20 protein-coding genes and 1 pseudogene are annotated in these 25369 nt (G+C 70.7%); 11 read left to right on the top strand and 10 right to left on the bottom strand.

Annotated elements, in window-relative coordinates; translation table 11 throughout:
• Positions 1 to 51: 51 nt before the first annotated feature.
• The 5 genes from Q0Z83_RS05295 to Q0Z83_RS05275 are packed head-to-tail and all read left to right on the top strand — an operon-like array spanning position 52 to position 5231.
• On the top strand, positions 52 to 975 hold the full coding sequence (locus tag Q0Z83_RS05295; RefSeq protein ID WP_317792652.1) for an STM4015 family protein: 924 nt from the start codon (positions 52 to 54) through the stop codon (positions 973 to 975).
• On the top strand, positions 975 to 2177 hold the full coding sequence (locus Q0Z83_RS05290) for an STM4014 family protein (RefSeq protein ID WP_317792651.1): 1203 nt from the start codon (positions 975 to 977) through the stop codon (positions 2175 to 2177). The genes Q0Z83_RS05295 and Q0Z83_RS05290 overlap by 1 nt, the downstream gene beginning before the upstream one ends.
• Positions 2165 to 2962, top strand: coding sequence for an STM4013/SEN3800 family hydrolase (locus Q0Z83_RS05285; protein WP_317792650.1), 798 nt, complete (start codon positions 2165 to 2167; stop codon positions 2960 to 2962). Before Q0Z83_RS05290 ends, Q0Z83_RS05285 begins: the two co-directional genes overlap by 13 nt.
• Complete coding sequence (locus Q0Z83_RS05280; RefSeq protein ID WP_317792649.1) at positions 2959 to 4260, top strand: STM4012 family radical SAM protein; 1302 nt, start codon at positions 2959 to 2961, stop codon at positions 4258 to 4260. Before Q0Z83_RS05285 ends, Q0Z83_RS05280 begins: the two co-directional genes overlap by 4 nt.
• Entirely contained in the window at positions 4257 to 5231 is a 975-nt protein-coding gene (locus Q0Z83_RS05275) for an STM4011 family radical SAM protein (protein ID WP_317792648.1), read from the top strand. Before Q0Z83_RS05280 ends, Q0Z83_RS05275 begins: the two co-directional genes overlap by 4 nt.
• Positions 5232 to 5265: 34 nt before the next feature.
• On the opposite strand, the gene Q0Z83_RS05270 is transcribed toward Q0Z83_RS05275, so the two are convergent.
• The 3 genes from Q0Z83_RS05270 to Q0Z83_RS05260 all read right to left on the bottom strand — a co-directional run bounded on the left by Q0Z83_RS05270 (position 5266) and on the right by Q0Z83_RS05260 (position 9326).
• Entirely contained in the window at positions 5266 to 6660 is a 1395-nt protein-coding gene (locus tag Q0Z83_RS05270) for a DUF6745 domain-containing protein (RefSeq protein ID WP_317792647.1), read from the bottom strand.
• A gap of 283 nt (positions 6661 to 6943) precedes the next feature.
• Positions 6944 to 7261, bottom strand: a complete 318-nt coding sequence (locus tag Q0Z83_RS05265; RefSeq protein ID WP_317792646.1) for a hypothetical protein — start codon at positions 7259 to 7261, stop codon at positions 6944 to 6946.
• A gap of 94 nt (positions 7262 to 7355) precedes the next feature.
• Positions 7356 to 9326: a serine/threonine protein kinase gene (locus Q0Z83_RS05260; protein ID WP_378078505.1), complete on the bottom strand. Its 1971-nt coding sequence runs from the start codon at positions 9324 to 9326 to the stop codon at positions 7356 to 7358.
• A 511-nt stretch (positions 9327 to 9837) separates the two neighbouring features.
• Here Q0Z83_RS05260 and Q0Z83_RS55725 point away from each other — a divergent pair.
• Positions 9838 to 10335 (top strand): PP2C family protein-serine/threonine phosphatase, encoded by a 498-nt coding sequence (locus Q0Z83_RS55725; RefSeq protein WP_378078506.1) that lies wholly within the window; start codon positions 9838 to 9840, stop codon positions 10333 to 10335.
• Positions 10336 to 10377: 42 nt separating this feature from the next.
• Here the strand turns inward: Q0Z83_RS55725 and Q0Z83_RS55720 are convergent, their stop codons facing one another.
• Positions 10378 to 10605: a DUF3817 domain-containing protein gene (locus Q0Z83_RS55720; RefSeq protein ID WP_396349882.1), complete on the bottom strand. Its 228-nt coding sequence runs from the start codon at positions 10603 to 10605 to the stop codon at positions 10378 to 10380.
• Between the two features lie 2 nt (positions 10606 to 10607).
• Positions 10608 to 10916, bottom strand: a pseudogene (locus tag Q0Z83_RS05250) (hypothetical protein); the annotation flags it as partial.
• Positions 10917 to 11353: 437 nt separating this feature from the next.
• On the opposite strand from Q0Z83_RS05250, the gene Q0Z83_RS05245 reads away from it, so the two are divergent.
• A complete protein-coding gene (locus Q0Z83_RS05245; protein ID WP_317792643.1) occupies positions 11354 to 12313 on the top strand; it encodes a GlxA family transcriptional regulator in 960 nt (319 codons plus the stop codon).
• A gap of 286 nt (positions 12314 to 12599) precedes the next feature.
• Here Q0Z83_RS05245 and Q0Z83_RS05240 read toward each other — a convergent pair whose 3' ends face one another.
• Positions 12600 to 13787, bottom strand: coding sequence for an endonuclease (locus Q0Z83_RS05240; protein WP_317792642.1), 1188 nt, complete (start codon positions 13785 to 13787; stop codon positions 12600 to 12602).
• Between the two features lie 168 nt (positions 13788 to 13955).
• On the opposite strand from Q0Z83_RS05240, the gene Q0Z83_RS05235 reads away from it, so the two are divergent.
• Complete coding sequence (locus tag Q0Z83_RS05235) at positions 13956 to 14750, top strand: alpha/beta hydrolase (RefSeq protein WP_317792641.1); 795 nt, start codon at positions 13956 to 13958, stop codon at positions 14748 to 14750.
• 21 nt (positions 14751 to 14771) lie between these two features.
• Here the strand turns inward: Q0Z83_RS05235 and Q0Z83_RS05230 are convergent, their stop codons facing one another.
• Both Q0Z83_RS05230 and Q0Z83_RS05225 read right to left on the bottom strand, forming a co-directional pair.
• Positions 14772 to 16097, bottom strand: a complete 1326-nt coding sequence (locus Q0Z83_RS05230) for an IS701 family transposase (protein WP_449701863.1) — start codon at positions 16095 to 16097, stop codon at positions 14772 to 14774.
• 109 nt (positions 16098 to 16206) lie between these two features.
• The gene (locus Q0Z83_RS05225; RefSeq protein ID WP_317792640.1) at positions 16207 to 18891 is read right to left on the bottom strand and encodes an ATP-binding protein; all 2685 of its coding nucleotides are present in this window, start codon (positions 18889 to 18891) and stop codon (positions 16207 to 16209) included.
• A gap of 93 nt (positions 18892 to 18984) precedes the next feature.
• Between Q0Z83_RS05225 and Q0Z83_RS05220 the strand changes: the two genes are divergently transcribed.
• Positions 18985 to 19995, top strand: a complete 1011-nt coding sequence (locus Q0Z83_RS05220) for a helix-turn-helix domain-containing protein (protein WP_317792639.1) — start codon at positions 18985 to 18987, stop codon at positions 19993 to 19995.
• Positions 19996 to 20127: 132 nt separating this feature from the next.
• Here Q0Z83_RS05220 and Q0Z83_RS05215 read toward each other — a convergent pair whose 3' ends face one another.
• Positions 20128 to 22365: an MMPL family transporter gene (locus Q0Z83_RS05215; RefSeq protein WP_317792638.1), complete on the bottom strand. Its 2238-nt coding sequence runs from the start codon at positions 22363 to 22365 to the stop codon at positions 20128 to 20130.
• Between the two features lie 166 nt (positions 22366 to 22531).
• Between Q0Z83_RS05215 and Q0Z83_RS05210 the strand changes: the two genes are divergently transcribed.
• Both Q0Z83_RS05210 and Q0Z83_RS05205 read left to right on the top strand, forming a co-directional pair.
• Positions 22532 to 23692 (top strand): sensor histidine kinase, encoded by a 1161-nt coding sequence (locus tag Q0Z83_RS05210; RefSeq protein WP_317792637.1) that lies wholly within the window; start codon positions 22532 to 22534, stop codon positions 23690 to 23692.
• Complete coding sequence (locus tag Q0Z83_RS05205; RefSeq protein WP_317792636.1) at positions 23689 to 24351, top strand: response regulator; 663 nt, start codon at positions 23689 to 23691, stop codon at positions 24349 to 24351. The genes Q0Z83_RS05210 and Q0Z83_RS05205 overlap by 4 nt, the downstream gene beginning before the upstream one ends.
• Here Q0Z83_RS05205 and Q0Z83_RS05200 read toward each other — a convergent pair.
• Positions 24348 to 25364, bottom strand: a complete 1017-nt coding sequence (locus tag Q0Z83_RS05200; protein ID WP_317792635.1) for an SGNH/GDSL hydrolase family protein — start codon at positions 25362 to 25364, stop codon at positions 24348 to 24350. The two genes, Q0Z83_RS05205 and Q0Z83_RS05200, sit on opposite strands and share 4 nt — an antisense overlap.
• Positions 25365 to 25369: the final 5 nt, after the last annotated feature.

The following is a 25369-nucleotide window of genomic DNA, read 5'->3' as shown; positions in this document are numbered from 1 at the left end:
AGGTTCTCGGCACTGTTCCGGTGAGCGTCGATTACGGGCTAGGGGAGTCCTGTGGGCATTTACGAGCACGTGGACGAATTCGCGGGGCTGCCCGTGGTCGCGGCCGATGACGAGGAGGCCACGGTCGCCGATGCGGCCGCGGTCGCCTGGCGGATCAGCATGGAGGAGTTCGAGGCGCCGCCGGAGGAGTTCGAGGCCGCCTTCGAGCAGCTGCTCCAGCGCACCGGGCCGGCCGGCCCGACCGCGCTGATCGTCGGCGAGTGGGGGTCGGCCTACGACACCCCGTTCCCGTATCAGCTGCTCATCGACAACGCGGCACGGCTGAGCGGGTTGCGGGCGCTGTTCATCGGCGAGCTCACCGGTGAGGAGTGCGAGATCTCCTGGATCGACCAGGGCGACATCACTGCGCTGCTCGAGGCCTTCCCGGCCCTGGAGCGCCTGTGGATCCGTGGCGCCGAGGACCTCCAGTTGCGGCCGGTCCACCACGAGGGGCTGCGGGAGCTGGTGTTCCAGTCCGGTGGTCTGCCCGCCGACGTGGTCCGGGCCGTCGCCGCCAGCGACCTGCCCAATCTGACCCACCTGGAGCTGTGGCTGGGCGTCGATCAGTATGGCGGCGACGCCCGCGCCGACGACCTGGCGCCGATCCTGGCCGGCCGCTCCCTGCCCGCGCTCACCTACCTGGGCCTGCGTAACGCCGAGATCGCCGAGGAGCTGGCCGCGGCCGTCGCGGCCGCACCCATCGTCGCTCGCGTCACCGACCTCGACCTGTCGCTGGGTGTGCTCGGCGACGCCGGGGCGGAGACACTGCTGGCCGGTCAGCCGCTCACCCACCTGCGCAGACTCAACCTCAGTCACCACTTCATGTCGACCGAGACGGCGCAGCGGGTGGTCGACGAGCTGCCCGGCGTCGAGGTCGACGTCTCCGACCCACAGAAGGAAGAGGAGTGGGGCCGCTACACGGCGGTGGCCGAGTAGTGCGCCTCGCCGTCGTCGCAAACCCGGACAACCGCCGGGTGACCCTGTTCACCGAGGCCGCCCGCCGGGCGGGCCTTCCCGACCCGGTCGTCTACCCGTGGCGAGAGGTTCTGTCGGCCGGCGCACCGCGCATGTCGGCCGACCGCACCTCACCCGGGCACACCACACCCCGGCACACCACACCCGGGCAGGCTGGTGTTCTCGATTCGGCCGGGGCGGCCGTCCCCGGGCCGGGCATGGTCGTCCGGATCGAGTCGCCGGGGGAGGATGCCGAGGTCGACCGACTGTTGCGGGAGGCCGGCAGCGGGCGACCGGCGGTGGCCGCCGAGCACGGGGAGATCGTCGGGACCGCGGCGGCGTTCGCGGGCCTGCGGGTCGCCCTCGACCGGGTCGTGGCCGGTGGCGGTCTGCTGCTCAACCAGCCGGGCGACATCCTCACCATGAGCGACAAGCCGCGCTGTCACGCGCTGCTGGCCGCGGCGGGCATTCCGGTGCCGCCCGCGTTGCCGCCGGTGCACGACTACGAGTCATTGCGCGCCGCGATGGCCGGTGTCGGGTGGAGCCGGGTGTTCGTCAAACCGGCTCACGGTTCCTCGGCGTCCGGCGTGGTCGCCTTCGCGGTCGCCGGGCGTCGACTGTCCGCGGTCACCTCGGTCGAGCTCAGTGGCGGCCGGATCTTCAACAACCTCCAGGTCCGCCGCTATACCGACGAAGCCTCGATCAGGGCGATCGTCGACCGGCTGGGGCCGGACGGGTTGCACGTCGAGCGGTGGTTCCCGAAAGCGGCCCTCAACGATCGGGTCCTCGACCTGCGGGTCGTGGTGATCGCCGGCCGGCCACGGCATGTGGTGGTCCGGACCAGCCGCTCCCCCATGACCAACCTGCACCTCGGCAACGCACGCGGCGATGTCGCAGCGGTCCGGGCGGCCGCCGGCTCCCTCTCCTGGGCTGCGGCGATGGAGACGTGCGCGCGGGCGGCGGCGTGCTTTCCCGGCACCCTGCACGTCGGCGTCGACCTGATGTTCCGCACCGGCTGGCGCGAACACGCGGTGGCCGAAGTGAACGCGTTCGGCGACCTGCTCCCCCGAGTCCTGGCCGACGGCCTCGACACCTACGGCGCCCAGATCGCCGCCCTCACGGCCGGCTGGGCGCCGAGCGGTGCGGCGACCGCCGCCGGGGTGGGTGTGCCGTGCGTGAGCTGATCGGGAGTCATGACCTGCTGTTCGTCACCCTCGACACGTTGCGTTACGACGTGGCGGTGGAGTGTCTGGCGGGCGGACGGACGCCGTACCTCGCGAAGGTCCTACCCGGTGGGGTGTGGGAGCGGCGGCACACCCCGGCGAGTTTCACCTACGCCGCGCATCATGCGTTCTTCGCCGGGTTCCTGCCGACGCCGGTGACGCCGGGGCCGCATGAGCGGATGTTCGCGGCCCGGTTCGGGGGCAGCGAGACCAGCGGTCCCGGCACCTTCGTCTTCGATGCCCCGGATCTGCCCACCGGGTTGGCCGCGGCCGGCTATCACACGGTCTGCCTGGGTGGGGTCGGGTTCTTCAATCCGGCCGCGCCGCTGGGCCGGGTGTTGCCGGGGCTGTTCGCCGAAGCACACTGGGAGGAGGCGTTCGGGGTGACCGCGCCGGACTGTCTCGGAGCCCAGATCGACCGCCTGGAAACGATCATCGGCGGGCTGCCGGCGGAGCAGCCACTGTTCACGTTCGTCAACGTCGCCGCTCTGCACCAGCCGAACCGCCACTACCTCCCCGGCGCCACCGACGACGACCCGACCACACACGCGGCCGCCCTGGAGTATGTCGATGGCCGACTCGACCGCCTGTTCGCCCTGGTCACCGGGCGTGGCCGGCCCTGTCAGGTGATCCTCTGCTCCGATCACGGCACGCTATACGGCGAGGACGGCCACACCGGCCACCGCGTCGCCCACGAGTCCGTGTGGACGGTCCCGTATGCCGACTTCATCCTGGACGCCCGGTGAACCTCGACTCCCCCTATCAGGGTTACCTCTACGCCTATCCGCACAAGACCGCCTACCGTCGCCTCGAACCCCGCCCGCTGCTGCGCGACGTCTGGGCCGACGAGCCACCGGATTCCCTCTTCGGGTATGTGCACCTGCCGTTCTGTGAGATGCGCTGCGGCTTCTGCAACCTGTTCACCCGAGCCAACCCACCCGACGAGCAGGTCACCGCCTACCTCGCCCAACTGCGCCGGCAGGCGGTCGCGGTCGGTGAATCGCTCGGCCCGGCGGCGTCGTTCTCCCGCCTGGCGATCGGCGGTGGCACCCCCACCTACCTCACCGCCGCCGAGCTCGAGGAACTGTTCGACATCGTCACCGGCGTCTTCGGGGCCGGGCCGGTTCCGCTGTCGGTGGAGACGTCACCGGCCACCGCCACCCCGGATCGGCTGGCGGTGCTGGCCGGGCACGGGACCACCCGGATCAGCATCGGCGTGCAAAGTTTCCTCGACACCGAAGCGCGTGCCGCCGGGCGACCACAGCGGCTCGACGAGGTGCTGGCCGCGCTTCAGACGATCCGCGACGCCCGGATCCCGGTTCTCAACATCGACCTGATCTACGGCATCGACGGGCAGACCGCGCAGACCTGGCAGCACTCGCTCGACGAGGCGCTGCGCTGGCGGCCCGAGGAGCTGTACCTGTATCCGTTGTACGTGCGACCACTGACCGGGCTGGGCCGGCGCGCCCACGCCCGCGCCGACTGGGACCGCCAGCGCCTCGACCTGTACCGGCAGGCCGTCGACGTGCTCACCAGCAGCGGTTATGTGCGGCATTCGATGCGTCAGTTCCGCCGGGTCGACGCGCCGGTTCCGGACGGTCCCGACTACTGCTGCCAGGACGACGGCATGGTCGGGCTGGGCTGCGGCGCCCGGTCGTACACGAAGACCCTGCACTACTCGTTCGATTACGCGGTGGCGGTGCCCGAGGTCCGCGCGGTTCTCACCGATTACCTCTCCCGGCCCGCGGACGATTTCCGGTACGCGGAGTTCGGTTTTCACCTCGATGAGGTCGAGCAGCGGCGCCGGTGGTTGCTCAAGTCCCTGCTACGGGCCGAGGGTGTCGACGCGAACGCCTACCGGGAGCGGTTCGGCACCGACCACACCGGCGACTTTCCCCAGCTCCGCGAATTGGTCGATCGTGGCTGGCTGGACGACGCCCGGGCGGTTCTCACCCCGGCCGGTCTGGACCACTCGGACGCGATCGGCCCGTGGCTGGTCTCCGGCGAGGTGCGCGAGGCGATGGGAATGTACGTACCACGATGACCGGCCACCTCGAACCCGCGGGCCGGCCGCTCCTTCCGGTGCTGAGCCACCCGATGCCGGCCCACCCGGCGCTGGACCGCCCGGCGGTGCCCGACGGCCTTTCCGTGTTGGACGAGCGCCGGGACGACCTCTACGTCCTCTATCGGGGACCGCTGGCCAGCTGCAACTACGACTGTCCGTATTGCCCGTTCGCGAAGAGGGTGGATCCGCCGGAGCTGTTGCGTGCCGACCGGGCCGACCTGGAACGCTTCGCCGACTGGGTGGAGGCGACCACCGACCGGCGGTTGTCGGTGCTGTTCACGCCGTGGGGCGAGGGCTTGACCCGGTCCTGGTACCGGGATGCCATCGTCCGGCTGTCACACCTGCCGCACGTGGCCCGGGTCGCGATCCAGACGAACCTGGCCGCCCGCACCGGCTGGCTGGCCGAAGCCGATCCACGGGTGGCGGCGCTGTGGGCGACCTACCACCCGGGCCAGGTCACGCGGGAACGGTTCCTGGCCCGATGCCGGGAACTGCTCGCTCTCGGCGTTCGTTTCTCGGTCGGCGTGGTCGGGCTACCCGGACACCATGCGGAGGCGGTGGCGTTGCGGGACGCGCTGCCGCCCGAGGTCTACCTGTGGGTCAACGCCGCCGAGGGGCACGTGTACACATCCGAGGAGGAACGGCTGTGGACCGCCCTGGATCCACGGTTCGGCGACAGTGTGCGACCACATCCGTCGCTCGGCCTGCCGTGTCACGCCGGTGAGACCGCGATCTCGGTCCTCGGTGACGGCACGGTCCGTCGATGCCACTTCATCAAGACACCGATCGGCAATCTGTACGACGGCACGTGGCGGGCGGCACTCCAGCCCCGCTCCTGTACGAACGCCCTCTGCGACTGCCACATCGGCTATGTCCACCTGAAGCCGCTGGGCCTGCGGGACGTCTACACCGACGGGCTCCTCGAACGCATCCCCGCAGTCTGGCCCTGACCCCGACCGGATGACCGGTCGGGGCCGAGGGCGGTCAGGTCTGGATCATCGGCTGGTACTCCTCGGCGGTCAGGCCGAATGTCCAGGCGACACCCTCCCGGGCGCTTCTGGTGCGAGGCGGGACTCGCAGCCAGTAGATACGGCTCGTGCCGTCCGGCTCCGGGGTGGAATTGACGACCTCGACCATGACCAGGGGCTCGTCGCCGGGGAGATCGAGATACCACAACGTGCCCGTCTCGTCGGAACCCATCTTCCGGGCACCGGCGTCGCGGAGGTAGCGGTCATAGCCGTAGTGCTCCAGCATCACCCGCCGGATCTCGGCGTTGTTCTCGTGGCGGATCCGGGTGACGGTCAGGGTCGGCAACTCGGAGGCCAGTTCGGGTGGGATCGGCATGCCGCGCCAGGCCCAGAGGCCATAGCCGTCCGGGAACTCCAGTGCCGCGCCCTCACCCCGGTGCAGCCGGCCGACATTGTCGCGGGTCAGCGCCGACGGGCGCTCGGTCAGGACGGCGACCTTCTCATTCGCCCACCACCAGCCGGCATGCCGGGCCACCTCGGCCAGACCCGCCAGGCCGGTCATCAGCCCAGCCTCCGGGCACAGCCGATCGGCCGCCTCGAAGGTGGACAGCCAGGGGCCGTCGTACTGACCGTAGATCGCGTCGAGCACCGGCATCCGCGCGGCACGGCTGTCGTCACCCGGGAAAGCCGCCGCCAGATCCTCGCCGAGGCGCAACCGAAGCCGCCCGGCGATCAGATCCATCACCAGGCCCCACGAACGGCGGCCGGCTGCCGCACTGAGCTGCGCCCACCCGTCGTTACCGAGCGCTTCCACGGCGGCCTTGCGCGCGGCCGCCCACGGCTCGGTCCGCACTCGCCGCCGCAGCGACGGGCCGGCGGTCTCCCCCGGTGTCCAGCCCTGAAGCCGCAGCTCAGCACAGACCTCAGCGACCCACTCGGGAACTCCGGCCTCGGCCGCCGACGATCCGGAGCCCACCCCGACACCAGCGGCCACCCGTTCGGACGACGCCGCGGCGGGAGGCGCTCCACCCGCCGCCGACTCGCCAGACGCCACACCGGGAGGCGCTCCACCATCAGTAGCCGCCGACGCGGGACGCGCCGCTGCGGGAGATGCTTCGGCGACGGCGGTCGGCGGCGAAGGGAACGCCTCGACGTCCGGAGAGGACACCGTTGGCCGGGTCGCTGCGGGAATCGGCAGGCGGCCGGAGAGCAACGCCATCGCCACCGCCCCGGCGCGCGGTGACCCGAACCAGTAGATCCGGTCGGGAACCTCAAGTCCGGCCAGGCGATACGAGTCCCGTACCCCCTCTTCGGCAGCCGCACGTGCCGCATCGCCGGTCTGGACCGCGGCGGCCAACCATTGGTCCTCGATGGCGGCAGCCATCGCCTCCTGGGCGTGGCTCAGCTTCATTTCCCGCTCCTTTCAACCGCAACCGAAACCCGCGGCCGTAACCAGTAACCGAACCTATGACCGAAACCAACCGACCACGCCGACAACCGAAACAGCGACCGAACCAACGACCGAAACCAACCGACCACGCCGGCGACCGAAACCGACCAAGCCGTCCGAGACCAACCGACCAAGCTGGCGGCCGAAAACAGCGGCCGAGGCCCACGGCTGAAGTCGGCAACCACAACCAGCGACCGCACACGGCGGCCGGACCAGGAACCGAACGATTCGTCAGAACGCCAGGTCAGTCCGCGACCGGGCGGAAAGCGCCCGGGATGTACTCCCGCTGACGCACCACCCGGTAGTGGCCGGCGGGCAGCGAGATCGGCCCGTGCTCCTCGTGGGTCACCCGGCCGTGCGACGGCACCTCGATGAACATGGCATCCGGATCGTCGAGGTCGGCGACCAGTTGCAACCCCGGCCCGCCGACGACGTGGGCGTGCCCGGTCGCCTCGCCCCGGGCCAGCACCATCCGGCCCCGGCGGTCGCGGGGAACCGGCGCACTCGCCGGCACCTCGGTCTCCGCGACCGGAATGATCAGCACGTCACCCTGCCGGTACATCCGGCCTCCCCTCACTGCCCGAACCTGATGCGCGAACGCTATCGCCGGGGTATGACACTTTCGGCGGGAGCACCGCTGACCTGCGAAATCAGGGTCAGTGGAGGTTGATCCGGGCGACCGCCGTGACCTTGCCACCGCGGATGGTGACCAGGGCCGGAAACGGTGACGGCTCGTCGTAGACGGTGGAGAAGTCGCTGAAACTCACCTGGCAGGTCCCGGCCAGTGTCGCCGGGTCGGTGCATTTGCGCTGGTTCGGCCGGAAGTCGAGGTATTTCGGCCGGGCGGCGATCGGCAGGCTGACCTGGAGGCCGCTGCCCACCGGGACGTACTTGCTGTCGCATTTGGGAGAGTTCAGCGCGACCCGCCGGCAGTATTCGGCGCCCGTCGGATATTCGGCCGGTTCGGCGATCGCGACCCGGCCCTTGTCGTAGACCATGTGCATGGCGGCGACCAGTTCGGCGTCGCCGGTGAGGAATTCGGGTGTACGAGGTGTCGCCGGATCGGTGCCGGAGCGCAACTGCGCGTCGGTGTAGGTGACCGTGCCGCCGGACGCGCCGAGCAGCACCCGGCCACTGACCAGCGAAGGCTCATCGAGCGGCCCGGTCAGGACGGCCTCGCCGTCGATGCTGACGGTGGCTTCCCGTTCGCCGACGACGACCTGGATGAGGTGTTCGGTCCCGCTGCTCGTGGCCCGGGGCAGACCGGCGATCGGTGACTCGTCACCGTCGAAACTCGCGGCCAGGCTCACCCGGGTCGGGCATACGGCGACCTGGTAGGCGTCCGGGAAGAACTCCTCGCCCTCGGCCCGGAAACCGACCACGGCACAGGACTTCCCGTCGCCGAGCACGGCCCGCACGCTGACGTTCTGGCTGGGCGGGAAGACGATCCGCTGATACTCGCCACACATCATGGCGTTGTCGGAGGTCGCCGTCACCCGCAATCCGCCGGCGTAGGCGCAGCGCCCGTCCTGGGTCTTCGCGGTGGTGAAGAGACTGTCGGTCTGCAACGCGTCGAACACCGCCGGGCCGGTGACCGCCGTGGGCGCGGCCGGTGGTGCCGGTTCGGAGGACGTCGGCCGTAGGGAGATCCCACCGGCCACGGCCACCGAGACGACCGCCGCGGCGGCCGCGAACACCGCCAACCGGCGGCGGGCCGGGCGTTTGCGGGGACCGGTGTCGAACCGGCCGGACTGCTGGGCGGCCTCGGCGGACCGCTGCAACTCGACCGGCAGCGGTGGCGCGCTCGGTGCTCCGGTGACGAGCAGGCGGTCGAGGAGTTCCGGGGCGGTGGGCCGGTTCTCCGGCTCCTTCTCCAGCGCGGCGGCGACGAGTTCGGCCAGATAAGGCGGCAGGTCACCGACCCGTGGCGGCTGGGTGAGGATGCGGGCGGCGGTCACCGCCGGGCTGTCGCCGCCGAACGGGGTACGGCCGGTGCCGGCGAACGTGACGACCGCGCCCCAGGCGAACACGTCGACGGCGGGGGTGGGCAGCCGGTCGGTCTCCACGTCGAGACGTTCCGGGGCCATGTAGGCGAGCGTTCCGACCACCTGATCCGCGCGGGTGTGGAAACTCGTCGGGTCGAGCGGCCGGGCGATACCGAAATCGATCACCTTCGGCGTGCCCAGTGCGAACAGCACGTTGCGCGGTTTCAGGTCGCGGTGGACGACACCGGCGCCATGGATGGCGGCCAGCGCGGCCGCCACCCCGACGGCCACACCGTGCAGGCTGCCACCGGCAAGCGGCCCCTGGTCGGCGACGACCTCGTCCAGGCTCGGGCCGTCGACATATTCGACGACCAGGTACGGCGTCTCGTGATCCGGGTCGGCGTCGAGCACCTCGGCTGTGCAGAACGGCGGCACCTCGCGGGCCCGGTTGACCTCACTGCGGAACCGGGCGCGATATTCGGGCTCGTGCGCGTACTCCGGGCGGATGACCTTGACCGCGACGAGCCGCCCGGCCGGGTCCTCGGCCAGGTACACGGATCCCATCCCGCCCGCACCGAGCCGGCGCAGTGTCCGATAACGGCCTATCGACCGGGGATCGGTGGGGCGCAGTGGATCTGCCACGGGTTGGCAACCTACCGCACATCGGCCGGCGATCTAACCTTCGGTCATGGAGGTCACGGCATCGGACTGGGTTCTCGGGCAACGACTGCTCAGCGCGACGGCGGCAACCGTCGTCGGTAACCGCTATCCGGCCAACTTCGACGTGCTGCACCTGGACCAGGGGCGTCCGCTCGCGGTGGTCGCGGACGGGATGGGCGACGGTCCGGGAAGCACGGCCGCGGGACGCACGGCGGTGGAGGTCTTCGTCCGCGAGACGGCGTCCGACGCTCGATCGGCAGGCGGCGGCCAACCGGCGGACCGGCCCGGCCCGGCAGGTCGGACCGGACCGCCGGATCGGAACGGGCCGACAGGTCGGACCGGACCGCCGGATCGGAACGGGCCGACAGGTCGGGCCGGACCGCCGGATCGGAACGGGCCGACAGGTCGGATCGGACCGCCGGACTCAACGGGACCGGTGGATCGGACCGGCCCGCCGGGGTCAACCGGACCGGCGGGCTCAATCGGACCGGCGGTGTTGCGGGCCGCGGTGGCCGAGGTGCAGCGGGCGGTTCGGGCGGCGGGCCGCGGCATCGCCGAGTTGACCGGGTGCACGCTGACCGCTTTTGTCGGTGACATCGACGGTTCGGCGTGGCTGGTGCAGCTCGGCGATTCGCGGGCCTACCGGCTGCGGGACGGTGTCTTCGAACTGTTGACGTCCGACCACACGGCGGCCTGGCTGGGCATACTCAATGGCTGGTATCCGCCGAACTCGCGGGAGGCCCACCGCGATCGGCATCGTCTGACCCGCTACGCGGGCCATCCGGACATGCCGGAGCCCGATCTGCTCAACGTCAGCCTGCGTCCAGGTGACCGATTTCTATTGTGTACGGACGGAGTCTCCGACCAGATCCACGACCGCCGGCTGGCCGACGCCCTGACCGAGCGGACCACCGTGGTGGAGTTACTGGCCGAAACGCTGGACCGGGGCGGCGACGACAACGCCACCGCCGTGATCATCCAGGTCAGCTGATTCGGGCAGGCAGCTGATTCGGCAGGCAGCTGATTCGGCAGGTCAGCTGGTTTGTCGAAGCACGAGAACACCGCCGACACCGGGTATCAACCCGAGCAGCCGCGTGCGCACCGGCAGGGTGGTCCGATTCAAGGCCAAGATCAAGACGATGAGGTACGCACACCCGTGCACCGGTCCACACATTGATGTGATCGCGTCAATATGTGCGGTGTACATATTGATCAACAGTATTGACAGGGAAATCAACTCAACCCATGCGGCCGGACGCACAGTCAGGCTCCCGTCGTCGAGCCGGGTCGCACGATCATCAAGACGGTGACGGTCGCCCACAACAGGTTGAAGATCCCGGTGTACATCCCGAGCCGACCCGCCCGACCGTCGACAAGTGCACGCCGCTGACCGGGAACGATCAGCAGACTCAGGATCAACGCCGCGGCTACGGTGAGGGCGATCGAGGTCAGCAGCCAGGTGTCGCCGAGAACGCCGAGACTGCTCGCGGTGGCCAGCCCGAAGACCGGCACAGCCACCCCGACCACGCCATAGACACGACAGATCCGATGCAGCAGCCGCAGCCGTTCGCCGCCCTCAGCCTCCGATCCGGCCTCGGGTAGGGCGCCGGACGCAGACTCGACCCGCGCATCCGACCCAGACTCGGCCCCAGCACCGGACGCAGACGCGGCCCGCGCATCCGACCCGAAGGCGGTCCGGTCGCCCGACGCGAGCGCGGCTCGGGTATCGGGAACAGGGGCGGCACGAGTACCCGGAGCAGACTCGGCTCGGGTGACGGGCGCGGGGGCGGTCCGGGGGCCGGGAGTTCGGGTGGCCTGGCGGGCGACGGCGGGGAACATGCTGGCTGCCACGGTCACCGGGCCGATGGCGATGATGGCCGCCAGGACGTGCAGGGAGAGGAGGAGCTTCGTCACGTCGGGGACGCTATGCCCGTTTCTGCGGTGCGAGAACTGGCAGGATTGCCCACCTGCAACGGATTCTGGCCAGACGACGGCGTAGGGTGCGCCCCATGCCGAACCGGTGCCATCTCGTTGCCGTGCTCGCCCTCGACGGGGTCATCCCGTTTGATCTGTCCACGCCGATCGAGGTGTTCAGCCGGGTTCGGCTCGGGGACGGCAGCACACCCTATGAGGTTCGGGTCTGCGCGGCCACTCCGGAAGTCGACGCCGGCGCGTTCACCCTGCGGGCGCCGTGGGGACTCGACGTGCTGCTCGACGCGGACACGATCATCCTGCCGGGGTGTGCGGATGTGCGGGTGGCCGTACCGCAGGAGGTTATCGATCATCTGCGGAAAGCCGCCGCCGGCGGTGTCCGGATCGCCTCCGTCTGCGCCGGCGCGTTCGTCCTCGCCGCCACCGGACTTCTGGACGGGCTGCGCGCCACCACCCACTGGCTGGGCGCCGCCGAGCTCGCCGCGCGACACCCGGAGATCGACGTCGATCCGGACGTGCTCTACGTCGACAACGGTCAGTTCCTGACGTCCGCCGGTGCAGCGGCAGGCCTGGACCTATGTCTGCATTTGATCAGGCGGGATCACGGTTCGGCGGTGGCCGCCGATGCCGCTCGACTGTCGGTGATGCCGCTGGAGCGCGAGGGTGGGCAGGCGCAGTTCATCATTCCGGCCGCGCCGCCGACCCCGCGTGGGGCCGGGCTCGAACCGCTGTTGCAATGGATGCAGGACAACACCAGCGTCGATCTCACTTTGAACGATCTGGCGGCACGTTCCGGGATGAGCATCCGGACGCTGAACCGGCGCTTCCGCGAACAGACCGGGACCACGCCGCTCCAATGGCTGCTCCGGGCCCGGGTCCGCCGAGCACAGCACCTCCTCGAAGCCACCGATCAGCCGGTCGAGGCGATCGCCGGGCAGGTCGGTTTCGGATCACCGACCGCCTTCCGGGACCGTTTCAAGCGCGTCGTCGGCACCAGCCCGCACGGTTACCGGGCCAGTTTCCGCAGCACCCGCTAGGGGTCAGGGCTGTCAGCGAAGGGATCAGACAGCTCTCGGAATCGGGTGGGCGAGGGGAGAACTGCGCCCCGGGGCGGACGGCGCGAACGGGAAGGGGCAGCGAGAAAAGCGCCGCGGGGAAGGGGCCGCCACGGAAAGGGCGGAGGGCAGGGCGGGAAGGCGCGGAGAAAGGAAAGCCGCCACGGGGGAAAGGACCGCCGCGGAAAGGGCGGAGGGCAAGGCGGGAAGGCGCGGAGAAAGGCGCGGCCACCGCCGTGGGTGGCGGTGGCCGCGCTGGGGGGCCGGGTCAGCCGAAGATCGAGGCGGCCCACTCCGGGTGGTCGATGAACGGGTTCCGGTTGTGCTGGTACGTCGAGTAGATGAGCTGGTTGCGGGCCTTCTCTGCGCTGTCCGGCGGGTCCGCGTTGTGCCAGGCGATCAGGGTGGAGAGCTTGCCGGTGTACGGGACGCTGCCGTTACCGGTGACGTTGTTGACTTCAAGGTCGGCGAACCCGTCATCACCCGAATACCGGACCGCCATGTAGAACAGCATCCGGGCCACATCGCCCTTGACCGCGGCCCGCGGCTCCCACGAGTCCGAGTCGGAGTAGTTGCCGGACGCGCCGGAGACCGCGCTGCCGCCGTTGTCGAAGTCGAGGTTGCCCCGCAGCGCGTTGATGGTGACGTCTTCGGGCCGCAGGTGGTGCAGGTCGGTCCCGGGTCCGGCACTGGTGCCGAAGTCGCCGTGGGACTGCGGCCAGACGTGTTCGCGGTTCCAGTTGCCGGAGCTGCCGCCGTTGAGGGTCTTGGAGCGGCTGATCCCGGAGTAGAACAGTTTGACGTTCGACGAGTTGGACGGATCCTGGTCGGTGACCTTGAGGGCGGTCCAGACCCCGTCGTACGACAGCTTGGTGACGCCCGTCGACGTGATGGTGTGCAGCGCCGACTTGAGGCTGGACCCGGTTTTGCCGAGTGCCGCCGCGTAGTAGGTGTCGGTGGTGCTGGAGGCCGTCGGTGAGGCGGTGCCGGTGGCGGTGGGGCTGGTGGTCGAGCCGCCGCCGAGGCTCATCGCGGACGGCGACTTGAGGCCGGCGTGCGAGAAGTACGCGGTGAGCGTCCCGGTGACGGTCAACTGCTTACCGATCAGGGACGGGTTGCTGAGCAGCCCGAACGACGACCGGTAGGAACTGGTGATCTGGACGTACAGCATGCTGCCGGTGCTGGTCGTCGAGGCGCTGTCGGCGATGGCGAGGGCGGTGTCGCCGGTGAAGCCGCTGAACCTGACCGTGTCGGTGGCCGTCGGCTCGCCGACGATGTATCCGGTGACCGTGCCACTGCCACCGGTCTGGCTGCTGATCGCCTGGGCGACGGTCAGCGAGGCGGCGGCCGCGGGCTGGGAGAATCCGAAGACGCTGACGGTCGCGACGAGCAGACCACTGAGGACGGGGACGAGCAGCGCGACGATGCGCCGATGTCTGGTGGTGGGACCGGGCATGGGGGGCTCCGTTCGCCAGGCTGTATAGACAAGCCTCAGTGTGGGCGAGCCGGCCCGGAGGGGTCTCATACCACTTCGGTCATACGCAGGTTCTGCCGGAGGTTCTGCCTGGCCACGACGAGACGGAGGCGATTTCCTGAAGGGAACGCGACAAGGGAGCACACGAACATGAGCACGATCGTCCTCATTCACGGACTCTGGGTCACCCCCCGCAGCTGGGAACAGTGGATCCCCTACTACCGGGCCAAGGGCCACACGGTGATCGCGCCCGCCTACCCCGGTTTCGAGGTGGAGGTCGAGGCGCTGCGGGCCGATCCGCGGGTGATCGCCGAGCTGACCGTCCCGGAGACGGTCGCCCACTTGGAGAAGGTGATCACCGCGCTGCCGGAGAAGCCGATCCTGATCGGGCACTCGTTCGGTGGCACGCTGACCCAGCTGCTGATGGACCGCGGTCACGGCGCGGCCGGTGTGGTGATCGACTCGGCGCCGCCGGAGGGCATCCGGGTGACGCCGCCGTCGCAGTTGAAGTCGCTGTTCCCGATTCTGAACAACCCGGCGAAACGGCACCAGGCGGCCGGGTTCACCGCTGAGCAGTTCCACTACGCGTTCACGAACACGCTGCCGGAGGACGCCGCGAAACAGACCTACGAGCGGTACGCGATCCCGGCCCCGGGCAGCTGGGTGTGGAGTTACGGGCTGATCGCCAACTTCAAGCCCGGCAAGCAGGAGACCTGGGTGGACTTCCACAACGCGGACCGGGCGCCGCTGCTGTTCATCGCCGGCGGTAAGGACCACATCATGCCGCCCGCGGTGAACAGGTCCAACGCCGATCACTACAAGGCCGCGGGTACGGTCACCGAGTTCCACGAGTTCCCGGAGCGCTCACACTGGACCTGCGGCGAGCCGGGCTGGGAGGCGGTGGCCGACTACGCCCTGGAATGGGCACTCAGGCACGCCGCCTAGTACGGCAGCCGCCATTCGTGATCATGGTTGGAATTCAAGGGTGAGGCGGCGGGCGTAGTGGGCTTTTCTGGCTCGTGCTTGGTGGCGGCGTCGCCAGCATGACCAGCGCAAACGATCGGCGATGGTGCGAGTCGGGCGGATCAGTAGGACGTTGATCAGCCGGCGGATCTCGTTGACGGTCAGATCGATCATGTCGGGTTGGCCGTGCCGGTCTGCTGATCGGGCGTCGGCGGCGCAGATCGCGAGGACGGCGAGGGCGGCCAGGGCGAGGGTTGTGAACCGGTGCCAGGACGTCCAGCGTCGGACTTGGTGCTGGTCAAGCCCGACCTGGCCTTTCCCGGCCTGAAAGCTTTCTTCCACAATCCAACGGACTCCGGCGACCCGGACGAGTTGGGCGAGGGTGGCCGGTCGGGATGCCCAGCAGCGGTAGAAGGTCAGCTCACCGGTGGTGTTGTTGCGGCGGATCAGCAGGCTGTGCCGGCCGTCGTCGTCGGGATCGCCGTCGGCACCGACGTCGGCCAGCCAGGCCCAGTCGTAGAACCGTGGCCCTTTCGATCCGTCACCGGCGCTGCGCCGGGTCCAGGCAGTGGCGGGCAGGTCGGCGGCCAGCCGGTCGGCTCGGCAGCGGGTCTTACCTGCATCGATCGGCACGAGGTGGTCGCAGGAGACCGCCAGGACGTAGCCGAGGCGGAGTTTGCGCAGTTCACTGCGGAGTCGGGTGTTGTTGCCATAGGCCTCGTCCGCGGCGACCCACCGGGCCGGGACCAGTGCGTTCACGGCGGCGGTGATCATGTCGTCGGCCAGCTCGGATCGGGTGGCGAACACGACGTCGTCTGGGACGCCGGCCTGCTCACACCGGCTGCGGTCGTCGGTCCAGGATTTCGGCAGGTAGACCCGCCGGTCGATCAGGGCGTGACCGTGTCTGCTCGCGTAGGCCAGGAACACGCCGACCTGGGCATTCTCGATCCGCCCCGCGGTCCCGGTGTATTGACGCTGGACGCCGACCGAGTGCACGCCCTTCTTCAGATCGCCGGTCTCGTCGACCACGAGGACACCGTCGGGGTCACCGAACCGGTCGGTGACGACCTTGCGAACGTCGTCACGCACTGCATCAGCGTTCCACTTGGCCCGGTAAAGCAGCCGTTGCATCGCATCAGGCCGGGCATGTCCGGCCTGCTCAGCCACCTGCCAGCACGTCTTGATCTCCAGGTCGGCGAGCAGTCCGGTGACGAATCCGGCTGCCGCCCGGCGGGGCTCGACCCGGCGGAACCGGCTGGCGAACGAGTCGATAACCAGGTCGATGGTTCGTCGCCATCGGGCAGGCTCTACGCTGTGGCTCTCGGCCACCGCAAGGTCTGATGTTGTGTCCACAACGCACAGACGATCATGCGGTGGCCGTCCTCGTTCCCGCGGGACCTGAGGTCAACTCACGAACGGCGGCTGCCGTACTAGCCACCTAGGTCTGGAGGGCCCCGGCGAGCTGGGCTCGCCGGGTCACCCCGAGTTTCGGGTAGATGCGGTACAGGTGGGAGCCGACCGTGCGGTGCGACAGGAACAGTCGTTCGGCGATCTGCCGATTGGTCAGGCCCTCGGCGGCGAGGGCGGCGATCTGCAGTTCCTGCGGCGACAGCTGATCACGGACCGACGACACACGCCGGCTGCTGCTCTCGCCGGTGGCCCGCAGCTCGGCCCGGGCCATCTCGGCCCACGGCACGGCACCCAGCGAGTCGAACGTGTCGCGGGCCGATCGGAGCAGGTCACGGGCTTCGGCGGTGCGGTGGCGGCGGCGTTCGACCCGGCCACGATGCAACTGCAACCGCGCACGGTAGAGCGGCCACCGAGAGACGGCCGGTCCCAGAGGCGCGTCGTCCAGGACGACGGCGGCATACTCGGCGGCGACCGCCACGATCGGCGCGCGGAAGAGATCCGACAGACCCGCGACGAGGGTACGGACCTCAGCGATCCGTTGTGCGGCCAGAGCGGCGTCGAGCAGCTCCGGAACCAGCCACCACCGCATGTACCGGTGGTAGGTCGGCGAGGCCGGGTCGAAAGCGCGCGCCAGTACGGCGTACGCCTGCTGATTCTCCCCGCGGAAGAGATGGACCAGACCGCGTGCCTGGACCCGCGCCGAATGGATGTAGCTCATGCCCGCGGCGAGCGGGCTGGTGGCGACCTCGTCGAGGAGCCGTTCGGCGGTGTCGAGGTCGCCGCGCATCGCGGTGATCGCGCCAGTGCTGGTGCGGGCGGCGACCGCGTAGAACGCCTCGCCGGTGTCCCGCGCGAGCACCCCCGACTCGGTGAGTTCGGCGATCGCCTGAGCCCAGTCGCCGAGCCACAACCGGCCCCAATTGGCGCTGGTCAGCAGACGCACGATGACGGCCATCCGGCCCTGGCCGCGAGCGTCGGCGACGGCCGCGTCGAGCCATGCCGAACTGCGTTCGAAGTCGCCGAGCACCAGCGCCGCACTGCCCAGGAACCGCAGCGTGTCCGGTCCGCCGCCGGTGGCCGCGAGACGGTGCAGCCGGTCCAGGATCTCGGCGCCGCGCTCCTCCGGAACGGTGTAGGCGATCAGTGCCAGGGCGAGTGGATCGTCGCCCTCCGCAGCGGCGAGCTCCGCGATCCGGGCCCGCGCGTCGGCCGTCTCCGGGCCGGTGGCCTGGAAGAAGCAGCGGGACGCGGCCCGCCACAGCAGCTGGAGGTAGGCCTGTCGGCTGCCGGCGTCACGCGCGGCGACGGCCCGGTCGATCAGCTCGCGGACTCGGGCCGCCGGGTCCCGGTACTGCCCGAAGCGGACCACCTCGAGGACGTTCGCGAGGCGGGCCTCCTCGATCGGCCCGAGCGCCGACAGGTCACTCTCGGTGAGTAGACGCTCGACCTCGTGGCGGGCGCCCACCTCACTGGCGAGCTCGGCCGCGCGCAGCACCAGCGCGGTCGCGGCGGCCGGCTGGTCGGTCAGTTCGCCGGCCCGGTGCAGGGCGGCGACGGCCGACATGGTGGCGCCCCGCAGCCGGGCCTGCTCGGCATAGCGTTCCAGCTCGGCGGCCAGGTCAGGGTCGGGTCCGAGGGCGGCTGAGGCGAGGTGCCAGAGCCGCCGGTCGGGGAAGTCGGCGAGCTGACCGGCCAGCCGCCGGTGCACGTCGAGCCGGGCCGTCAGCGGCGCACGCTGATAGACGGCCGACCGCATGAGCGGATGCCGGAACCGCACCGACGGCCCGGACACCTCGATCAGGGCGGCGTCGATGGCCCGCTGGGCGTCACCCAAAGTCACCGGCTCCCCCGCCACCTCCGACGCGGTGACGAGCAGCCGCCGAACGTCCAGAGCCGCGTCCGCGGCCAGGGTCAACAGCAGGGCACCCTCGCGTACGCCCAGATTGCCGGCCCGTGCCGCGAACGCCGCCTCCAGCCGGCTGTTGAGCGGAAGCGGACCGGCCGTGGCGATCGGCGGGGCGCTGCGTGGCAGCTCGACCAGCGCGAGCGGGTTGCCGGCCGCCTCGGCCAGAAACCGTTCCCGCACCGACGGCGACAGCTGCGGCGCGTGCGTGTCGAGCAGCGCGGCCGCGTCGGCGGCGGCGAGCCGGCCCAGCTCCAGGTCGGGCAGGTCGGCACGCCGCTGCGGGTCGTCGAGCGCGACGGTCCGGGTGCCGCCGACGGCCAGGATGGCGTCGTTGCCGACCCGCCGGCCGACGAACGCCATCACGTCGGCGCTCGCCTTGTCGAGCCAGTGCAGGTCGTCGGTGACCAGCACGATCGGCTGTTCGGCAGCGGCGTCGACGAGCACGTCGAGGGCGGCCAGCGCCACCGCGTACAGGTCGGGGTGGCCCTCCTCGAGACCGAACGCGGCCCGCAGCGCGGCCCGGTGCACCGGCGGCAGGCCGCCGATCGCCGCCGAGAGCGGATACAGCAGCTGGTGCAGCGCCGCGTAGGGCAGGCGGGATTCGCTCTCCACACCGGCTGCGGTCAGGACCCGCATGCCACGTTTCTCGGCGGTACGGGCCAGCCAGTTCAGTAGTGCCGTCTTCCCGATCCCCGGCTCGCCCCGGATGACCAGGGCGCTGCCCCGTTCGGCGGCGGTCTGGTCCAGTAACCGGCCGAGCAGCGCCACCTCGCCGTCGCGCCCGAACAGTTCCGCCCCCGCATGCACCCGTGCATCCTGCCATTCGACTGTTACCGCATTCGCCACGCGCAGTCGTTCGACTCAAGCCGGTCACGGTGACCGTCGTCGAGGCTGAACGGCATGACCGCCCCGCTGTTCGCCACCCTGCTCCGTGACCACCGCCGCCGGGCCCGGATGACCCAGCACGAACTGGCCGTGAAGTCGGGGGTCAGCGTACGGGCGATCAGTGATATGGAGCGTGGATTCTCGGCGCCGCAACGCCGTACCCTCGATGCCCTGGCCGATGCCCTCGGTCTTGATCCGGCCGGGCGGTCGGCGCTGGCCGACGCCGCGCGGCCGACCCGTGACGTGCCGTCCGGGATCTGTGCCCTGCCCCGCGACCTGCCCGACTTCACCGGTCGTCGGGACGAGCTGGCGCTACTCGCCGACGCCTGCCGACCGGGGTCGATCACCGTGGTGCACGGGCCGCCGGGCGTCGGCAAGACCGCGCTCGCGGTACACGCGGCGACCCGGATCGCCGGCCGCGCGTGTTTCGTGGACTGTCGGGGCAGCACCCCGGACCCGGCCGCCGCGGACGAGATCGCCGACCGGATCGCCCGCGTCGGCGCACCCTGTGACCTGCTGATCCTCGACGACGTGGCGGACCCGGCAGGCTTGCCGACCGAGGCCGGGCGGGCCGTCGTGGTGACCAGCCGGCGGCCGCTGCCGGGGTTCGGAACCGCGATCCGGCTGCTGCCGTTCACCGTCGAGGAGTCGGTGCGGCTGCTCACCGCGATCACCGGGCATCCGGAGTCCGGGCATGTGCGGGCGGTGGCCGGGCACTGCGGGCACCTGCCGCTGGCGTTGCGGGCGGCCGGGAACCGGCTGGCGCTCCGGCCGGCCTGGTCGATGGCCGAGCTGGCCGGGCGGCTGGCCGAAAGTGATCGGCGGCTCGCGCTTCTCAGCGTCGGCGATCTGTCGGTGTGGCGGCGGTACGCGTCGGCGTACGCCGGGTTGTCACCCGACGCACGCCGCGCGGTCCACCTGCTCGCCTCGCCCGGCATGGAGACCCTGGTCGAACTGGGTTTCGTCACCGAATTGGCGTATCTCTACGCTCGGTCGCTCACCGGCGGCCCGTCCATCGGCGGGTGATTCACCGGCGGCCCGGCCGCCGCCGGCTCATCCCCCGACGACTCATCCGCCCGCGACTCATCTGCCGGCGGCTCATCTGCCCGCGGCTCATCTGCCCGCGGCTCATCTGCCCGCGGCTCATCTGCCGACGGCTCATCTGCCGACGGCGACCAGCTCTCGCCGGTGGGACAGGGACTCGCCCTCGACGTCCACGTTCGGCAGCAGGCGGTCCAGCCAGCGGGGCAGCCACCAGGCGGAACGTCCGAGCAGGCTGAGTACGGCGGGCACGATCGTCATCCGTACCAGGAAGGCGTCGATCGCGACACCGAAGGCCAGTGCGAAGCCGAGGCTCTTGATGATCGTGTCGTCGGCCAGGATGAAACCGGCGAAGACGCTCATCATGATCAGCGCGGCGGCGGTGACGACCCGGGCGCCGTGCCGCATGCCGGTGACGATCGCGTCGTCGGGTGCGGCGCCGTGCACGAACTCCTCCCGGGTGCGGGTGACCAGGAAGACCTCGTAGTCCATGGCCAGACCGAACAGGATCCCGATCAGGAAGATCGGCATCACGCTCACGATCGGCCCGGTCGTCTCGACCCCGAGAAGCCCGGCCAGATGACCGTTCTGGAACACCGCGACCAGCGCGCCGAACGACGCCGCCACACTCAGCAGGAAACCCAGCGTCGCCTTGATCGGCACCAGCACGCTGCGGAACACCAACATCAACAGCAGGAACGCAAGACCGACGACGATGGCGAGGTACGGGACCAGAGCGCCGGTGAGTTTGTCGGACACGTCGATGTTCACCGCAGTGGCGCCGGTGACCGCCAGGGAGGCGATACCCAGGTCCCGGATGTCGTGCACGAGCTGCTGGGTGGCCTCACTGGTGGGCGCGCTGGCCGGGATGACGGTGAGCATCGCGGTCGCACCGGACGGGTCGGTGACCGGCGGGGTGACCATCACGACGTCGTGCAGCCCGATGATCGCCTTCTGTGCGGCGGCCGCGGCTCCGGCGTCGACCACGATGATCAGCGGCCCGTTGGAGCCGGCCCCGAATCCGGCGGCCAGCTGGTCGTAGGCCTTGCGCTGGGTGGTGTCGACGGCGGCGGTGCTGTCGTCGGGCAGGGCCAGGCGCAGGTCCAGGGCGGGCAGCGCGATCGCGGCGATCAGCCCGAGCGGCACCACCACGGCCGACACCCGGTGCTTGAGCACGCCCCGAGCCCAGCGCTCACCGAACGGGATGCCGGCCGCCCGCCCCGCCCGACGAGACCGAACCTGCCGACCAGAGCCGGCCCCGACCTCGCGGCCCGAAAGCGACGAGCCGGAGCCGGCCCCGACCTCCCGGCCCGAAAGAGACGAGCCGGAGCCGGCCCCGACCTCCCGGCCCGAAAGAGACGAGCCGGAGTCGGCTTCGCGGGATCGGCGGGGCAGGATCCGGCGGCCGGCGAATCCGATCACCGCCGGGACCAGGCTCAGCGTGACCAGGACGGCGACCGCGACGGTCGCGGCGGCGGCCAGGCCCATCGCGGTCAGGAACGGGATGCCGGTGACCGACAGCGCGGCCAACGCGATGATCACGGTGAGGCCGGCGAACACGACAGCCGATCCGGCGGTGCCGACGGCACGCCCGGCGGCCTCCTCCGGATCGTCGTTGCGGGTGATCTCGTGCCGGTAGCGGGAGATCACGAACAGCGCGTAGTCGATGCCGACGGCCAGGCCGAGCATGGTGGCCAGGGCGGCGGTCGACGACGACAGGTCGAAGAAGCCGGTGGCGATCTGGATGCCGAGCATCCCGAGGCCGACCCCGATCAGGGCGGTGAGCAGCGGCAACCCGGCGGCCACGAGCGACCCGAAAGTGATCATCAGGACCAGCGCGGCCACCCCGATGCCGATCGCCTCGGCGGCGTGGCTCTCCTCGGCGTTGCGGGTGACCTCGCCGGAGAACTCCACACCCACCCCGTCACCGGCACGGACCGCGAGCAGCGCGTCGCGTGCGGCGGTGGTGACGTCGGCCGGCGCGACCGTGTAGGTGACGGTCGCGTAGGCGGTGCGCTGGTCGGCCGAGAACACCGGATCGGCGACCGACGCGACCTGCGGGGCCTGCTTCAGTGCGGCGACCGCACCGGCCAGGCTCTTCGGGGTCATCTTCCCGGCGGCGGTGAACACCACCTTGGCGGTGGCCGCGTCCGAGTCACCGGCGCCGAACTTCTCCTCCAGCACCTCCATGGCCTGCGACGACTCGGTGCCGGGGATGGCGAAGGCGCCGGTCGTCGGCTTCGACAGCGTCGACGCGCCGAGACCGAACAGGGCCAGCAGCAGCACCCAGGCCGCCAGGGTGAGCCGGCGCCGCCGGAACGAGAACCGGCCCAGCCGGTACAACAGGGTCGCCACGTTGACTCCTCCACGTCGTCGGGACCACCCAACGGTCCCGGGAAACGGCGGCCGAGTCGTCCTGCCCGCGCGGACATCCGCGTACTGCGTACGCGGTATCCCGGTCCGGTCCGGATACCGCGGGAACAGGACGAGACCGGCCGTCCGGCGGCCTACCGTCGTGACCATGCAAGAGGTGTGGCTGCCGCCGTGGCTGGAACAGCACCGGCACCGGGCCTGGATCGGTGACGTGCTGCTCGCCGCCGCGCAGGTGGTGCTGGTCCTGAAACTCCAGCAGCCGGTGATCACCGTGGTGACCGTCGGCCTGGCGGTGTTCGCCGCGGTCGCGGTGCTGGTGCGGCGTCGTGCGCCGGAGCGGATCCTGGCCGCGGCCACCGCCGTCGCGGTGCTCACCATGATCACCGACACGGTGGCGGCCGGGCTGTTCATCACGCTCGGGGTGCTGACGTTCACGGCCGCCGCCTACAGTCCTCGCCGCCGGCCGTGGCGGCACGCGGTACTCGTGTGGGGCGTGATCGTGGTCACCGGGTCGGTGATGGACTTCGCGAACTGGTGGGGGCCGGACCAGTTCGGGTTGTTCGCGTGGATCTTCGGCGGGGCCGGCGCCGGAGATTCGGCGCGCATGCGACGGGCGTACATCTCCGAGGTCACCGAGAGGGCCCGCCAAGCGGAACAGACCCGCGAAGAGGAAGCACGACGGCGGGTGATGGATGAACGTCTGCGCATCGCGCGGGAGCTGCACGACGTCGTGGCGCACCACATCGCGGTGATCAGCGTGCACGCGGGCGCCGCCGGGCACGCGCTGCGCGACCGGCCGGACGAGGTGTGGCCGGTTCTGGAACACATCCGCGGTGCCGCCGACACCGTCCTCGACGAGATCAAATCGGTGATCAGCGTGCTGCGCGACCCGGACGAGACCGACCCGACCGAGCCCGCGCCCGGCCTGGACCGGCTCGGTGACCTGCTCGACGGGCTGCACACGATGGGTTTCCGGGTCCGTCGTCAGGAGCACGGCGATCCGCGGCCGCTGCCGGCGATGGTCGATCTGGCCGCCTACCGGATCGTGCAGGAGGCGTTGACCAACGCCCATCGCTACGGCGACGGCAGCGCGCTTCTCGACCTCACCTATCGTGCCGGGGAGCTGGAGATCCAGGTGACCAACCGGATGGTGTGGCCGCGTCCGGGCCGGGCCGGGTCCGGGTTCGGGCTGCTCGGCATGCGGGAGCGGGCGGCCGCCGCGCAGGGCGAGGTCACCGCCGGGCCGATCCCCGGTGGCGGTTTCCGGGTCCGAGCCGTTCTGCCGTGTCTACAGGGGAGTCTGACGTGACGATCAGGGTGTTGCTCGCCGACGATCAGGCGCTGATTCGGGCCGGTTTCAAGATGATCGTCGGCGCCGAACCCGACCTGGAGGTCGCCGGGGAGGCCGCCGACGGGCGGGAGGCGGTCGACCTGTGCCACACCGCCCGCATCGACGTCGTCCTGATGGACCTGCGGATGCCGCACATGGACGGCATCGAGGCGACCCGGCGGATCTGCGCAGACGAACGCCTGGCCGGGGTACGGGTGCTCGTGCTCACCACGTTCGACAACGACGACAACGTGGTTCTGGCGTTGCAGGCCGGGGCCAGTGGGTTCCTCGGCAAGAACGTCGCCCCGGCCGAACTCGCCCACGCCATCCGGGTCGTCGCCGCCGGGGAGGCGCTGCTGTCACCGAAGGCCACCCGCGGGCTGGTCGGCCGGTTCCTCGAACAGAACCGGGCGCCCGCCACACCCCGGCTCGCGGCGCTCGACCTGGTCACCGAACGGGAGACGGAGATCCTGGTGCTGGTGGCGCAAGGTCTCTCCAACGAGGACATCGCGCAGCGGCTCTTCCTTTCACCGCTCACGGTCAAGACCCACGTCAACCGTACGATGGTCAAGCTCAACGCCCGTGATCGAGCCCAGCTGGTCGTCATCGCGTACCAGAACGGTCTTGTCCGCCCTTAGGGTCTGATGAAGGACAGCAGCGCGTCGGCGGTGAAGGCGGCGCCCCGATCCGACATGTGCACCAGGTCCTCGCAGTAGAGGCCGTGGTGATTGTCCGACGACGGCGACAACTGGCGGGCCGCGAGGTCGAAGTAGGCGACTCCACTCGCGCCGCCCGGCCCGCCGGTGTCCTCGGCCGCGATCTCCCGCCAGGCCTCGGTGAACCCGGTGTAATCCTGGACCCGGTGATCGGCGCCCACCCGCGGCGTGCCGTAGATGACGAACGACGGGCTGGTCACGGTGTTCGCCCGGACCGTCGCGATGATCGCTACGAGGTTTCGTTTCATCTCCGCCGCGCTCACCCCGATCCGCCAGTCGTTGACGCCCAACTGGAGGATCACCAGATGCGGCTGCATCGACCGCAGCCGAGGCGCCCAGGCCGCCGGCCGGGAGGCGAAATCGCCGCTGGTACGGCCGCCGTGGCCGCCGTTGTAGACCTGGATCCCCTTCTCCTCGTCGCCGTCGAAGGTGGCGAACCCGTGGATCCGCCCCGGCCCGCGCACCACGACCGTCCGCCCGTCCACCACGATCTCCGGGGAGCCCTCGTGCCACACCCGCACACTCGTGCCGGCGAACGTGTAGGTCAGGCTCTCCCCCGGGCCGCCCAGATCGACCGCCTTCAGACCCCAACCGGCCGTGTTGACCCTGGTCCCACCGCCGGTCACCGGCCACCAGCGGGGCGTGCCCCACGCGGCCACGTAGTTGTCCCCGCCCGGGGCGCCCGCCACCGGGAACGCCGTCCGCAGGTTCTCGGTCAGCACCGAGACGTAGCCCCGGCCGTGTCCGGACGCGCCCACGCCCTCACTGCTGGACGAACCCAGGACCGCCACCACGGCCGGGGCGTACCGCCGGTTCGCCAGCGCGGCATGCCAGGTGAGCAGCGGCAACACGGCGGCCGGGTGGGACGCGCGGGCCGGCGCCGACGTCGCCGCGGTCACCGCCACCCCGGTGGCGAGCAGTCCACCCGCTCTCATGAAGG

The organism is Actinoplanes sichuanensis (assembly GCF_033097365.1).
Classification (GTDB): Bacteria; Actinomycetota; Actinomycetes; order Mycobacteriales; family Micromonosporaceae; genus Actinoplanes; species Actinoplanes sichuanensis.
Note: the sequence above shows the minus strand (reverse complement) of the source record. Positions and strands in the feature narration are given on the sequence as shown.

Coding starts and splice junctions, on each gene's coding strand:
- Q0Z83_RS05275 (WP_317792648.1), top strand. CDS start 4,257: ATGACCGGCCACCTCGAACCCGCGGGCCGGCCGCTCCTTCCGGTGCTG.
- Q0Z83_RS05270 (WP_317792647.1), bottom strand. CDS start 6,660: ATGAAGCTGAGCCACGCCCAGGAGGCGATGGCTGCCGCCATCGAGGAC.
- Q0Z83_RS05265 (WP_317792646.1), bottom strand. CDS start 7,261: ATGTACCGGCAGGGTGACGTGCTGATCATTCCGGTCGCGGAGACCGAG.
- Q0Z83_RS05245 (WP_317792643.1), top strand. CDS start 11,354: ATGCCGAACCGGTGCCATCTCGTTGCCGTGCTCGCCCTCGACGGGGTC.
- Q0Z83_RS05240 (WP_317792642.1), bottom strand. CDS start 13,787: ATGCCCGGTCCCACCACCAGACATCGGCGCATCGTCGCGCTGCTCGTC.
- Q0Z83_RS05235 (WP_317792641.1), top strand. CDS start 13,956: ATGAGCACGATCGTCCTCATTCACGGACTCTGGGTCACCCCCCGCAGC.
- Q0Z83_RS05220 (WP_317792639.1), top strand. CDS start 18,985: ATGACCGCCCCGCTGTTCGCCACCCTGCTCCGTGACCACCGCCGCCGG.
- Q0Z83_RS05210 (WP_317792637.1), top strand. CDS start 22,532: ATGCAAGAGGTGTGGCTGCCGCCGTGGCTGGAACAGCACCGGCACCGG.
- Q0Z83_RS05200 (WP_317792635.1), bottom strand. CDS start 25,364: ATGAGAGCGGGTGGACTGCTCGCCACCGGGGTGGCGGTGACCGCGGCG.